The following is a 12940-nucleotide window of genomic DNA, read 5'->3' as shown; positions in this document are numbered from 1 at the left end:
GCATGATGGTGGGGGTCGGCGTGCGAGGATCTGAGCATGTCACTCGTGCTCACCGAAATCCGCGACGGCGTCGCCACGCTCACACTGAACAACCCCGGGGAGCGCAACACGCTCACCGCGCCGATGGTCGACGAGATCACGGCGGCGATGGATGCGATCGAGTCCGACGCATCGGTCGGTGCGCTGGTGGTCACCGGCGCGGCACCGGCATTCTGCGCCGGAGCGAACCTCGGCAACCTCTCCGAAGCCACGGGCGAGAGTCTGGGAAAGATCTACGAGGGGTTCTTGCGGATCGCACGCAGTCCGCTCCCGACGCTGGCAGCGGTCAACGGCTCGGCCGTCGGCGCTGGCATGAACCTCGCGCTCGGTTGTGACGTTCGCATCGTCGCCCACGAAGCCAAGCTCGACACGCGGTTCTTGCAACTCGGCATCCACCCTGGCGGCGGACACACCTGGATGTTCCGCCGCATCGCGGGCCCCCAGGCAGCGATGGCAGCGGTCGTCTTCGGGCAGGTGCTCGACGGCCGAGAGGCCGAACGCGTCGGACTCGCGTATCGATCGGTGCCGCTCGCCGACCTCGCCGAAGCCGCACAGACGTTCGCGGCCGGTGCGGCGTCCGCACCTCGCGAACTGGCCATCGCCACCAAGGCGACGATCCTGGCGATGGCTGACATCGACGAGCACCCGGCTGCGGTCGCCCGGGAACTGGAGCCGCAGCTATGGAGCACGACGCAGCCGTGGTTCGCCGAGCGGATGGCCGCGTTGCGTGCGAAGATCAGCTCGAAGCAGCGCTGAGCGACGCTCGGCGTCGAGACGTTCCTCGACGGCCGAGCGCCGCCTCGACCGCGTCGAGCCGGCGCTCGAGGTCGCGAGCGTTGTCGGTCGTGGCAGCATCGGCCCCGAAGGTGGGGTCGAACGCCACGCGGTCGAGCGTCTCGGCGATCATCTTGACGTCTGCGGCGAGTTCGGGAGGTGGGAGGGCCACCGACGCATCGTGCTCGGTTCGAAGTCGGTCGACGAGCCGGTTCGCGGCTGCGGTCGTCGTCAGCGGTACGCGGCGTTCGCGGGGATCGCCGGGTTCTTCGTCGGAACGTGCCAGCGCGACGAATCGGTCGTGTAGCACGCCCCAGTCACCGCGTTCGCGGCGACGGCGAAGCGCGTCGAGCCGGCGGAGCCCCAGGACGACGGCGAGCGCACCGACGACGACCAGTGCGACCTCGATCGGGTTCGAGGTGATCGAATCGAACAGGGCGCCGGCCGCGTCGTCGCCGACGGTCGGAGCGTCGACGTCGCCCGCGAGCGGCACGCTCGCTGTCGGGTCGAAGGCTTCCCACCCGGTGTCGGGGAACCACACTTCGGCCCAGGCATGCGCGTCGCTCGCTCGGACCTTCCACACGCCCGACACCTGATCGCGTTCACCAGGGATGTAGCCGGTCGCGACTCGTGTCGGAATACCACGCGAGCGCAGCATGACGACCAGCGACGAGGCGATCTGCTCGCAGAACCCGCGCTGTGACACGAAGAGATGATCGTCGACTGCATCGGCGCCTTCGCGCGGTACGGGTGCATCGAGGTCGTAGACCGTCGTCTCGGCGATCCACCGCTGGTACGCCATGACGGTCTCGTACGTCGAGCCGGGAACTTCCAGCTGTTCGGCGAGTTCGAGGGTGCGGTCGCTGACCGTCGCTGGCAGCGCGAGGTAGGGGTCGATGATCGGGCGGGCTCGGGGATCGGCGACCGCGGCGAAGCGCTGGGCGATGTCACCTTGCTCGTGGAGCATCGCTGGTGTGGTCTGGACGCGTTGCGACACGACCGTGTAGATCGTGCCAGCCGTCAGCCGACGGTCGGCACGAATCGATCCGTCCGGCCGAGGTTCGAGGGCACCGTCGAACACGACCGTGTCGGGTCGGGACGCAGCGAAGACGACGTTCGGCAGGTCTGCCTCCACGTGATAGGTCTGGACGAACTCCTCGACCCGAACGCCGTCGGCGGGCAGATCGCCGACCGTCGGCTCGATGCCGATCCGCGGGCCGTCGAAGCGAGGGCCGTCGACGTCGGCCACGCGCCAGAAGCGGCCATCGAAGTCGGTGAAGGTCTGCCCTCGCCAGAACGCCGGCTCCGGGGCTCGCACGCGCATCACGATCTCGTCACCGAGGTCGCCGCGCATCGAGGTGTCCATCGTCTCGGAGAACCCCGGGTAGCCACCGACCTGATCGAGTGCCCCGCGTCGAGAGGAATTCGCATCCCCGCCCGATCCGTCCAGCGTGCCGTCCGCATCGCCGCCCGACAGGGCGGGCAACCCGAGGCTCGCCGGGCCGGCGGGTACGGGGACGATGCTCGCGAGTCCGAACGACATCAGCGCGCCGAGTGCCAGCCACCCGGCCCATCCGGCGTGCCGCCGCCCTCGGTGTGCGCCGCCGTCGATCCGGCGAGGAGTCATCGCGTGCGGTTCGGGGCTCGGCAACGAGGTCACCGCGGCGACGGCCGCAACCGACCACGCCAACAGCCACCATCCGACTCCGTCGTCGAGTCGAAGCCCGGCGGCGTAGGCGACGATCACACCGGCGATGGCGAGGTGGACCCGATTGGTTCGACGGTCGATGCACTCGGCGCCGTGGAGCACCAGGAGCAGCATCAACAGGTCGGGCATCGGTCCGCGGAGGATCTCGACGAGACCGCGCAGGTCGGCCTCCTGCACGACGATGCGCAGCAGTGCCCCCAACGTCAGCATCGTCACGCCGACGCGGATCCAGGTCGGGACCTGACCGTGGCGGAACCGAACCGACACGGACGCGCCGACGGCGATACCAGCGGTCGCGAGGACGTGCGCCGTGAGTGACGCGCCGAGTGCGCCGAGCAACATGTTGAGCGCGATCGCGGAGGCGAGGCCTGTCCACCAACGCGCCAAGGGCCGCACGTGGGTCGACTCCGCGATGCGGTGGCGAAGGGTGACGCTGCGTCGCCACCAACGCGGCGTGCCGTCGTCGTGGCAGTCGGCGGGCGCGACGTCGGCGGCGACGGTGGCCCAGCGTGCGGCGTCGTCGGCCGAACGGATCTCGAATTCCTGGCCGCTGTCGGGATCGCTGACGTACACCTCGTGACCGAGACGAATGCCGCGTTCGAGCGTCCACCGCAATCGGCCGGGATCGTTGCGCAGCGACAGTGTCCAACGCGACTCGACGGTGCTGGTGCGGTCGTGTGCGATCAGTCGACCAGAGCGCACGGTCGACGGCCAGTGGATCGCTTGGTCACTCTCGCCAGGCCGCCACGGCCGTACGCCGTCGATGTCACCGATGTGGCGGCTTCCACCGGCAACGGTCGTTCCGTCGTCGGTTGCCGCCGTCGCCCCGACGGGCAACATCGGCCCTGATGCGGTCGGGGCGACCCGCATCGGCTCGATCACGACCTCGATCCGACGTCGCCACCACACGAGCCCGGCCCGCCCGGCCGCCGACACCGTCATCGGCAGCGAGGTCACCGTGCCGGCCTCAGCGATCACGATGCGCATCGACATCGCACGATCGAGCTCGACGCCGGTGCTGGTGTCGGTGTGGGTGTCGGTGCTGATGTCGGTGTGGGTGTCGGTGTCGCGGTCGGCGTGGCGGTCGGCGTGTCGAACGACGAGGGGTGGGTTGGTCGCGGTCGCCGGTCCGATGGCGTCGAGGATCAGGTCGACGTCGGCACCGGCCTCGGCGATCGGCGGGGCGATCACCGAGATGCCGCGAAGTCGACGCAGTTGGAGCCAGCCGCTTGCGGCAGCGCCGAGGAGAGCGACGGCGCTGACCACGAGCATCAAGACGACAGCAGCAGCACCCGTGAGACGCACGATGGCGAGTCCGACGACCCAAGCGGCGATCAGCGACGCACTGCCGCGCGAGAACCCGACCGGGTGGGCACGTCCGAACCGAGTCTCGATCGGAACCTCGACGGCGTTCGTCTCGGTCGTCATGCTCAAGCGGAGGGGATCGGCACCCGAGAGAGGCAGTCGTGGATCACCGTCTGGCCGGCTGTGGTGGATCCGTTGCCGTCGGCGACGAGCACTCGATGACCCAGCGCGGCGACGGCGATCGAGGCGACGTCGTCGGGGACGACGAACGACCGACTGGCCAGCGCAGCGCGTGCACGGGCGAGGCCGACCAGCGAGACACCGGCTCGTGTCGACGCACCCAAGCGAACGGCGGGGTGCGCACGGGTTGCCGCGAGCAGATCGATCACGTACCGGCCGAGTGCGTCGCTGACGTGTACGGCGGCGACGTCTCGTTGGATCGCCGCGATCTCGGTGGGGTCCGTGATCGGTTCGATCGCCGTGAGCATCGTTCTCCCGCGACGCCCGGTGACGACGTCGAGTTCGAACTCGGCTGACGCTCGCCCTGGCGACACCACGGCGGTGAATCGGTCGAGCGCTCCTTCGCCGAGCCCGTAGGTACCGGCCAGGTCGATCGGATTCTGCGTCGCCACGATCGTGAACGGCTGGGGCAGACGGTGCATCTGCCCGTCGACGGTGACGGTCGCTTCTTCGGCGGCCTCGAGCAGTGCGGACTGCGTTCGAGGCGTCGCACGATTGAGTTCGTCGAACACGACGACGTTCGCAAACATCGGGCCCGGCCGGAACTCGAGGCGCGTGTCGCCACGGGGGTCGAGCACGGGAATCATCGAGCCGGTGACGTCGCCCGGTAGGAGATCGGGTGTGCCCTGGACACGGCCGAACGACCCGCCGACGGTTCGGGCCAGGACTTGCGCGAGCAGCGTCTTGCCGACACCGGGGATGTCCTCGATCAGCAGGTGACCGCGTGCGAACAGTGTGGCCACCGCGATGTTCGCGATCTCGTGTTGACCGGCGACGACCGCGTCGATGGAGCTGACGAGACGTGCGCCAAGCTGCGCGGCCCGGTCGGTTGACGGCGCAATCGGTGACGAGCGGGGTGCACGGTGCGCCAGCACTGACGACGGCACTGGCGGCGGCGGCGGTGGCGGCGGAACGGCGCGTTCGAGGAGAGGGGGTGGCGGAAGCTCCACAGTTTCGGTATCGGTCGCTGCAGCGCCGTTCTTGACGAATCGTGTGACCGAGCATGATCTCGACCGCACCGATCGGGCATCGTGGCGGAGTGTTCGGGAGCGAGATATCGACGATGGGTGATCAGGTGCGCGCGCAACGTCGGTATGCAAAAGCGCGCAGAATCGTTACACAACGTCCATTCGGAGCAAACACGGCGTGTCGTACTGTTGAACTACAGGAACCGAAACCACCGCGGCGAAACCTGAGCCGCAAAGTAGGAGGTCACCAATGAGCCAGCGTCATCGCGATTCCGAGACGCCGATGTTGCCCCGCCAGGAACGGCGAGCGCACGCACACAGCGAGCGCCACCGCATCCATGTGGAGTTGCAATCCGTCGCACAGAGTGTGTCGGGCGGTCTCGAGCCGGATGAAGTTCACGAGCCGGGCGCTGCGTGGAAGCCGATGCATCATCACGATGCGGAGGTCGCCAAGAGCAAACTCGCAAAGCGCGGCCGCACCAAGCGGCATTGGAAGACCAAGATGTGGAAGCGGCGAACGCAGATGCGCCAGCAGAAGAACGAGGCCTGGAAGATGACGCGAGAGGACCCCACTTTCGCCAGCTTCTGACCGAACCCAACCCAGACGACGGATCAGGCCGTCGCAGCCCGAGCCTGCGCTCTGGCTGCGACGGCCGTTCTGTATTCCTCGACTCGTCGCAGCTTCAACTCCTCGTAGCCGCGGATCTGCATCGGCAGCGCGAGTGCAGCGATCGCAGCTGCGACCTGCTCATCGGTCGGTGACGTGCCGAGCGCTGCGATCTCGTCGTCGAGCAGCGTGCGGTACTCCTGGATGAGTGCCCGCTCGGTGCGGCGCATGTGTGAGGCACCGAACGGATCGAGACGCGTGCCCCGCAGACGTTTGCCGGCGGCGAGCAGCGTCATCATCGGCTGGCCGATGCGCTCGGGCACGCCGATCTTGTCGTGACGTCCGAGTGCCTTGAGCACCGGTGGGTGCAGTTTCCAGGTCACCGACGCGTCGTTCCCGCCGACCGCTCGGGTGGCCGCCGACGCGTCGGGCGCGATGAGGAGACGGGCGACCTCGTATTCGTCCTTGTACGCCATCAACTTGTGCAACGAGCGCGCGACCGTCATCGTCAGCCGCGGGTCGGCAGCGGTGGCGCGTTCGACATCGTCGAGGAAGCGCTGTGCGTAGGCGCGGTGCTGATAGGCCACCAGATCGGCGGTCAGCATCGACAACGCCGCGCGATCGCTGGCAGGATCGTTCGCGCCGTCGGTGGCCGCGTCGACTCGGCGTTGCAGCTTCTCGGGGAGCGGATCGACGTCGACGCTCGGAACGAGGCCTCGGCGTTGTGCGGCGGCGCCCTCGACGGCTACGGCATCGAGCACCCACGCCCGTCCCCACCGCAGCGCGGCGAGGTTCGTCTCGACCTGCACGCCGTTGAGGCGGATGGCCTCGTCGAGCGACTCGATCGAGATCGGAAGGACGCCATGCTGGTAGGCGACGCCGATGACGAACGTGTTGGCGGCCGCGGCACTCCCGAGGAGTGCGTCGACGATCGCTCCGGCGTCGACGAGCAACGTGGCGGTCGGATCGGTCGCCGTGTCGAGGCGTGCGCGCTGCGTCTCGAGGTCGGGCAGGGTGCGTTCTGGGTGGCCGATCATCGCCCCGGTGGGCGTCGGCGTCGTGGAGCCGACGGCGATCGTGTGATCGGCTCGGCACGACGACAGTGTCCGCTCGGTGACCGCGGCGAGCAGGTCGAAGGCGATCACGACGTCGGCGGTGCCCGAACCGAGCAGGTTCGACACCGGGGCATCACCGAGGCGAAGCCGGATGTCGCTCACGACCGGACCGGCCTTCTGCGACAGGCCGGTCTGGTCGAGACCACGAGCGTCGAAGCCGTCGAGCATCGCCGCCGTGGAGATCACCTGCGCGGCGGTCACGACGCCCGTGCCGCCGATTCCGGCGATGCGTACGTCGACGTGATCGGACGCCACGCGAGCCGTCGGCGGGTCGAGTGAAACCGGCGGATCGAGCGTCGCTGGCGTGTGCACCGGACGGTCGGGGTCGACCTCGACCGTCGCGAAACTGGGGCAGTCGCCGCCCAGACACGAGAAATCGAGGTTGCAGGTGGTCTGATCGATCGTGGTCTTCACGCCGAGCGGCGTGTCGATCGGCTGGACCGACAGGCAGTTGCTCACTTCGCCGCAATCGCCGCACGCCTCGCAGATGCGGTGATTGATCACGATCCGTTGCGTCGGCGTCGCCATGTGGCCGCGCTTGCGGAGCCGGCGAGCCTGAGCCGCGCAGGCCTGATCGTGGATCAGCACGGTGACCCCCTGCACCTCCGCCAAGACCTTCTGGGCCTCGACCACACGCGTGCGGTCCCACACCTCGATGCGGCCTGCGTCGTCGGTGGGAAGCTGCAACTCGCGGTAGCGGTCGACGTCGTCGGTGGTGACGATGACGCGCCGCACGCCGTGGCCGATGAGAACCGACGCGATCGTCGGGACGTCGAGTCCGCCCACGGCGTCCTGGCCGCCGGTCATCGCCACCGTGCCGTTGTAGAGGAGCTTGTAGGTGATGCTGTCGCCCGCGGCGATCGACGCCTGCACCGACAGTTGGCCGGAATGGAAGAACGTGCCGTCGCCGATGTTCTGGATGAAGTGCCGGCGTTCGACGAACGGTGCCATACCGGTCCATTGCGAGCCCTCACCCCCCATCTGGGTGATACCGACCATGTTGCCGACCTTGTCCTCCTCCATCGTCAGCGCCATCGTGTGGCACCCGACCCCGGCCCCGATGAGCACATCGCCGTCGGGCACCTTGGTGCCCCAGTTGTGTGGACAACCCGAGCAGAAGTACGGCGCTCGTTCGACCGACAGCGGGATGAGTGTGCGCTCACGCGGCGGCGGTGGGGGAGGAGGAGCGAGACGTTCGCCCAGCCGCCCCTCGAGGCGCGTACGGATCGCCGGGGTGATCGTGTCGGCGTAGAGCGGGCCGTAATTCGCCAGCAAGGTCGCTCCGGTCTCGTCACGCTTGCCGACGATCCGGGGTGCGCCCGCGATGCCGTACAGCGCGTCCTTGACGAACAACTCCAGCGTCGGGTCCTTCTCCTCGACGACGACGATCTCGTCGAGTCCACGGGCGAAGCGGCGGGTCGTCTCGACGTCGAACGGAAGGGGCACCCGGAGATGGAGCAGTCGGACACCGACCGCGGCGATCTCGTCGACTGTGTCGAGGCCCAGGCGCCGCAGGGCCTCACGCAGCTCGCTGTAGGTGTGGCCGGTCGCGGCGAGTCCGATCCACGCATCGGGCGAGGTGTCGCCGTCGATCCGGTTCAGCCGGTTCGCAGCGAGGTACCGCTGCGCTCGCTCGGCGCGCGTCGTGCGGATGTCGTACTCGACGTCCATGTTGTGCGGTGGGAGCAGCCGCATGTCGGGCACGTGGTGGTCGGGGACCCCGTCGATGTGCATGTCGGGGATCACGATGTCGTCGCGGAACGTGCACACGTCGACGGTGCCGGACCCGTCAGCCACCGGCGCGACGAGCTTCATCGCGGTCCACAGCCCGGTGGCGCGGCTGAGTGCGACGGCGTGTCGACTCAGATCGACGACGTCGTGGACGTCGGCGGGATAGAAGACCGGCAGGTGCAGATCGAGCAGTGCGAGGTCGGAACTGGACGGAACGACCGAACTCTTGGCACCCGGATCGTCACCGACGAGGACGACGACGCCGCCGTGGCGAGAGCTCCCGCCGAAGACCCCGTGTCGGAGGGCGTCACACGATCGATCGAGCCCCTGTGCCTTGCCGTACCAGAGCCCGAGGACCCCGTCGTACTTCGCGTCGGGCTGTCCGCCGACGAGTTGGGTGCCCATGACGGCGGTGGCGGCCAACTCCTCGTTGACGTTCGGACGCACGACGAAGGGGAGCTCGGGTCGGGCGGCAGCGGCGCGTGCGAAGTCGCCGTCGATGCCGCCGAGCGGAGAGCCGGGGTAACCCGAGGCAAAAGCGGCGGTGTTGAGCCCTGCGGCTCGGTCGGCTCGGAGTTGCTCGATCGGGAGCCGGGACAACGCTTGCGCTCCGGTGAGGAACACTCGTCCCTCGTCGGCCACGTAGCGGTCGGTGAGCCGATACCCGCGGTCATGTGCGCTGGTCTGGCCGCCGTGCTGCTCGCTGGCTCGTTCGTCTGGTGAGGTGTTCGAGGCGTCGAACGTGGGCATTTCGGTGGTCATGTCATCCCCGTCTGGTCGTCACCGCAGCGCTGCCGCCGTGATCTGTTCCCCGGCTCTACTTTTCCAAGCGCACGGACAGAGTGCAAGAAATCCGCACAAAATTCTGTCAGGATGCCAATGTGGCGAACATCGACGCGAAACACCTGGAAATCCTCCGTCATCTCCAGTCAGATGCGCGGTGCTCGAATCGAGCACTCGCCACGGCGATCGACATGTCGCCGTCGTCGACGCTCGAGCGAGTCCGCGACCTCGAACGCGGTGGTGTGATCGTCGGCTACCACGCCGAGATCGATCCGTCGGCTCTCGGTCGCCAGATCGAGGCGCTCATCTCGGTGCGCGTCGTGCCCAAGACCCGTGATCGTGTCGCTGCGGTCGTCGACGCGATCTACTCGATGCGCGAGACGGTGTCGGTCTCGCTGATGTCAGGTGACATCGACCTGATCGTGCACGTCAGCGTTCCCGACACCGCCAGCCTGCGTGCGATCGTCGTCGATCAGATCGCGGAGCTCCCCGGTGTGGTCGACGAGCGCACCAGCATCATGTTCGAGCATCGCCGCAAGCACGTGCTCGACCCGCTCTGAGCCCTCTGGGTGCAGCCGGGCGGGGGACCGGTTCGGTGCGCGATGGGGAGGCGCCGGTCAGTGCGCCGTGCCGGAGATCCACTGGCCGACGAGTTCGTCGCGGCGAACCGACCATTCCTCCGTCGTCATGCCGAAGCGGATGTGGTCTTCCCAGACGCCGTTGATCTCGAGATACCGCTGCGCGATGCCCTCGTCTCGGATGTCGAGCTTTTCCATGATGCGCCGACTGCGGTGATTGCGCGGCACGATGCAGATCTCGACGCGGTGGAGCCCGAGCTGCTCGAACGCGAACTGCATGACGAGCACGACGCCTTCGGCCGTGTAGCCGTGGCCGGCGTGCGCCTGGTCGATCCAGTAGCCGATGGTGCACGACTGCATCGCCCCGCGGATCACATTGTTGAGGTTGACCTCACCGGCGATCTGTTGATCGATGAAGATGCCGAACTGGAACGCCGTTCCGGCCGCGCGATCTCGATCTCGCTGCAGGCATCGAGAGGCGAACGCCGAGCGATCCGTGGTCGGATCGGGCTGGTGAGCCTGGCGACTCGGCTCCCAGACGGTGAGCCAGTCCGCGTTGCGCTGGCGAACGTCGCTCCACGTTCGAAAGTCGCTGGGAGCGAGCGGACGCAGCACGATGCGACGGCCGTAGAGTCGAATGGGAGCCAGTGCTCGGGAGGGATGGCGCAACACCATGTCAGTCGCCTGCTCCGGAGATCGTGAGGGAGGTGAGGTCGAGTCGTCGGACGATGGCGAGCACGACGCAGCACGTGGCGATGATCGTCTCGACCTGATCGGCGGGGAGTCCCGGGTTGTGGGTGCGGTCGGCGACGGATTCGCTGACCAGCGTTCGGAACACCTCGTCGACATCGGCGCGTTGCACGACGGCCCGACCGGACACCGCGTCGCTCCCGATCTCGACCTGGGCGAGCCCGACCGCGTGGCGCCCACGGAACTCGATGGACGGTGCAGCAGCGACGATCGGAGCGACGACGAGGATGTCGTCGAAGTGGTCGTGGACGACCCCGAGCGCGTTGGTGAGCTGCGCCGGGTGTGGCGTGTCGGCGCGCTCGAGTTCACCGTCGACGAGCGTGGCCGGGCCGACCGGCAGCGTCCACTGCGCTCCGCCGGTCATGGTCACGGTCAACTCGCGATCGTCGATGTCGATGGTCAATCCGCCGGGGTCGGGGTTCATTCGGTCGCCTCGCCGCTCGCCGTGCCGATCGGTGGTGGGATCCGAGCGAGCGTCCATTTGCCGATCGCGTCGTCGCCGGTGGCGAGTTCGTGGGCGACGTGTGCATGGAGACACTTCACGCCGCGTCGGGTGCCGCCGACGCCGCCAGACGGGCGGGGGCCGACGTGGCCGGTGGGAATCGCGGCGTCGCGTTCGAGCTCGTAGCGTCGGTGGATGGCGGCGATCACCTCATCGGGGAGCTCGGCCTCGACCGCGTTGACGCCGCCGTCGGCTTCGACCCGACTCACCGCAGGAACGTGCTCCACGCCGACGAGGTAATAGCGCGTCGGCATCGGTGTGCCGTCGTCGAGGAACGGGGCATTGCGAACCACCACCGGATCTCCTCGATCGTCACGTACGACCACGTCGAACTGTCCTCGCGGGGTGCGCCCGAGCAACTCGGCGACGCGTTCCCGGTCGTCCATCAGCTCCGGCGGCGGCGCAGGAGGAGCAGGATCAGGAGCAGCGCAGCGAACGCCGGTGCCGCCCGCTTGAGGATCGAGCTGCCGCTGACGTCCATCAGGTCGATCGGCTCGGCTGCCGGACCGTTGATCTTGCGGACCTTCGGCCCGCCGGCGTCGCTCTCCGAGCTCGCCGTGGCGGCCTCGTCGGTGGCGGCCGGGGCGGCCTCATCGGGTGCGGCCGCAGCGGGCTCGGCGTCGTCGACGCCGTCCTGGTCGATCATCTCGTTGAGGTTGGCGGCGAACTGGTCGATCAGCTTGGCGCTGACGTCACCGAGGATGCCGCGGCCGAACTGTGCGACCTTGCCCGTGATGTGGAGGTCGGTGGTGACGGTCACCTTGGTGCTCGTCGGTGACAGGCTCTCGGCGTGCGCCTTGATGTCGGCCGAGGCGTTGCCGCGTCCGCCGGTGTCGCGGCCCTTGCCCTTCAACTCGGCCGTGTAGTTCTCGTCGTCACGGCTGACGAAGTGCGCGTCACCTTTGAACTGGGTCGAGATGGCTCCGAGCTTGACCTTGACGACGCCGCGATAGGTGTCGCCGTTCTCGTCATCGTGGACGACCTCTTGCAACTCGGCCCCAGGAAGGCACGGAGCGATCTTTTCCACATCGGTGATGATCGGCCACGCTTCCTCGATCGGGCGATTCACGGTGAATTCGTTGACGAGTTGTTCTGCCATCGGCGGAGATCCTCTGTGGTGTCGATGTCGTCGGGTGAACCAGAGCACGCTACTTCAACGACGAGTTCGGGGTGAAGACGCATCAGCGTACGGGCACCCTCGTCGCCCTCCTCGGGGAGCAGCGACCAGACCTCTGCGGCGAGCGCCACGGGGTTGCCTCGGCGTCCGTCGTAGGTGGCCACGACGATCGCTCCGCCGCTGCCGGCGACTGCGTTCCATGCGGCGGGTTCGACGGCGGGCTGGTCGGCGAGACCGATGACGACTCGACGAGCCCCCAGATCGCGCGCCCGACTGATTCCGGCGCGTACCGATGACATCTGGCCGGTGGCCCATCGAGGGTTGTGGACGATCTCGACCGTGGCGTTCGCGGCGTCGGTGATGGGCAAGACGGCGCCGACGTCGACTGCGCCCGTCACCACCACGACGTGCTCGATGCCCGATCGCGCGAGGTTCGAGAAGGCTCTCGCTGCCACAGCTTCGGCGGGCCGGTCGTCGGCGGCCGGCAACGTCGCCAGCAACTTGTGTTCGCTGCCGGCGAAGCGTGAGCCAGCACCGGCAGCGAGCAGGACGGCGATGACATCGGTCACGTCGGCAGTGTGCCGGGGAGCGACATCGTTCGGCACGGAATCGCGGAATCGCTGGCGCAAAGTGGGTTCAAGCTCACTCAGCGTGATGGCAAGCGTCACCAGTCCGACACACAACTCGCGATTGGGGCTTGATTATTGCGATTGCATGACGGTA

At 68.0% G+C, this 12940-nt stretch carries 11 protein-coding genes; 3 read left to right on the top strand and 8 right to left on the bottom strand.

The window, feature by feature from the left end; translation table 11 throughout:
- Nucleotides 1–36 precede the first annotated feature (36 nt).
- A complete protein-coding gene (locus tag ACE37B_RS07715; protein WP_409922694.1) occupies nt 37–795 on the top strand; it encodes an enoyl-CoA hydratase-related protein in 759 nt (252 codons plus the stop codon).
- Here the strand turns inward: ACE37B_RS07715 and ACE37B_RS07710 are convergent.
- Together ACE37B_RS07710 and ACE37B_RS07705 are read right to left on the bottom strand one after the other, a co-directional pair.
- Entirely contained in the window at nt 776–3949 is a 3174-nt protein-coding gene (locus ACE37B_RS07710; protein WP_409922693.1) for a transglutaminaseTgpA domain-containing protein, read from the bottom strand. The two genes, ACE37B_RS07715 and ACE37B_RS07710, sit on opposite strands and share 20 nt — an antisense overlap.
- Nucleotides 3950–3951: 2 nt before the next feature.
- Nucleotides 3952–4809 (bottom strand): AAA family ATPase, encoded by an 858-nt coding sequence (locus ACE37B_RS07705; RefSeq protein ID WP_409922692.1) that lies wholly within the window; start codon nt 4807–4809, stop codon nt 3952–3954.
- A 475-nt stretch (nt 4810–5284) separates the two neighbouring features.
- On the opposite strand from ACE37B_RS07705, the gene ACE37B_RS07700 reads away from it, so the two are divergent.
- Nucleotides 5285–5623, top strand: coding sequence for a hypothetical protein (locus ACE37B_RS07700; protein ID WP_409922691.1), 339 nt, complete (start codon nt 5285–5287; stop codon nt 5621–5623).
- Nucleotides 5624–5646: 23 nt separating this feature from the next.
- Here ACE37B_RS07700 and ACE37B_RS07695 read toward each other — a convergent pair whose 3' ends face one another.
- A complete protein-coding gene (locus ACE37B_RS07695) occupies nt 5647–9249 on the bottom strand; it encodes an indolepyruvate ferredoxin oxidoreductase family protein (RefSeq protein ID WP_409922690.1) in 3603 nt (1200 codons plus the stop codon).
- A gap of 119 nt (nt 9250–9368) precedes the next feature.
- Here ACE37B_RS07695 and ACE37B_RS07690 point away from each other — a divergent pair, with 119 nt between their 5' ends.
- Nucleotides 9369–9830, top strand: coding sequence for an Lrp/AsnC family transcriptional regulator (locus ACE37B_RS07690; RefSeq protein ID WP_409922689.1), 462 nt, complete (start codon nt 9369–9371; stop codon nt 9828–9830).
- A 57-nt stretch (nt 9831–9887) separates the two neighbouring features.
- Here ACE37B_RS07690 and ACE37B_RS07685 read toward each other — a convergent pair whose 3' ends face one another.
- The 5 genes from ACE37B_RS07685 to ACE37B_RS07665 form a co-directional block, all read right to left on the bottom strand.
- Nucleotides 9888–10463 carry a GNAT family N-acetyltransferase gene (locus ACE37B_RS07685; RefSeq protein ID WP_409922688.1) on the bottom strand — a complete coding sequence of 192 codons (576 nt, stop codon included), beginning with the start codon at nt 10461–10463 and terminating at the stop codon, nt 9888–9890.
- Nucleotides 10464–10524: 61 nt separating this feature from the next.
- Entirely contained in the window at nt 10525–11022 is a 498-nt protein-coding gene (locus ACE37B_RS07680) for a hypothetical protein (RefSeq protein ID WP_409922687.1), read from the bottom strand.
- Nucleotides 11019–11486, bottom strand: a complete 468-nt coding sequence (locus ACE37B_RS07675; protein WP_409922686.1) for a DUF501 domain-containing protein — start codon at nt 11484–11486, stop codon at nt 11019–11021. Before ACE37B_RS07675 ends, ACE37B_RS07680 begins: the two co-directional genes overlap by 4 nt.
- Nucleotides 11486–12199, bottom strand: coding sequence for an SRPBCC family protein (locus ACE37B_RS07670; protein ID WP_409922685.1), 714 nt, complete (start codon nt 12197–12199; stop codon nt 11486–11488). The genes ACE37B_RS07675 and ACE37B_RS07670 overlap by 1 nt, the downstream gene beginning before the upstream one ends.
- Complete coding sequence (locus ACE37B_RS07665) at nt 12166–12786, bottom strand: NTP transferase domain-containing protein (RefSeq protein WP_409922684.1); 621 nt, start codon at nt 12784–12786, stop codon at nt 12166–12168. The genes ACE37B_RS07670 and ACE37B_RS07665 overlap by 34 nt, the downstream gene beginning before the upstream one ends.
- Nucleotides 12787–12940 lie beyond the last annotated feature (154 nt).

Origin of the sequence: Ilumatobacter sp. (assembly GCF_046290335.1) — a bacterium.
Taxonomy (GTDB): Bacteria; Actinomycetota; Acidimicrobiia; order Acidimicrobiales; family Ilumatobacteraceae; genus Ilumatobacter_A.
This window is presented reverse-complemented; position numbering and strand designations above follow the sequence as displayed.

What these genes read in the sequence shown, in the direction of transcription:
- ACE37B_RS07715 (WP_409922694.1), top strand. Translation starts at nt 37, where the DNA reads ATGTCACTCGTGCTCACCGAAATCCGCGACGGCGTCGCCACGCTCACA.
- ACE37B_RS07710 (WP_409922693.1), bottom strand. Translation starts at nt 3,949, where the DNA reads ATGACGACCGAGACGAACGCCGTCGAGGTTCCGATCGAGACTCGGTTC.
- ACE37B_RS07700 (WP_409922691.1), top strand. Translation starts at nt 5,285, where the DNA reads ATGAGCCAGCGTCATCGCGATTCCGAGACGCCGATGTTGCCCCGCCAG.
- ACE37B_RS07695 (WP_409922690.1), bottom strand. Translation starts at nt 9,249, where the DNA reads ATGACCACCGAAATGCCCACGTTCGACGCCTCGAACACCTCACCAGAC.
- ACE37B_RS07680 (WP_409922687.1), bottom strand. Translation starts at nt 11,022, where the DNA reads ATGAACCCCGACCCCGGCGGATTGACCATCGACATCGACGATCGCGAG.
- ACE37B_RS07675 (WP_409922686.1), bottom strand. Translation starts at nt 11,486, where the DNA reads ATGGACGACCGGGAACGCGTCGCCGAGTTGCTCGGGCGCACCCCGCGA.
- ACE37B_RS07670 (WP_409922685.1), bottom strand. Translation starts at nt 12,199, where the DNA reads ATGGCAGAACAACTCGTCAACGAATTCACCGTGAATCGCCCGATCGAG.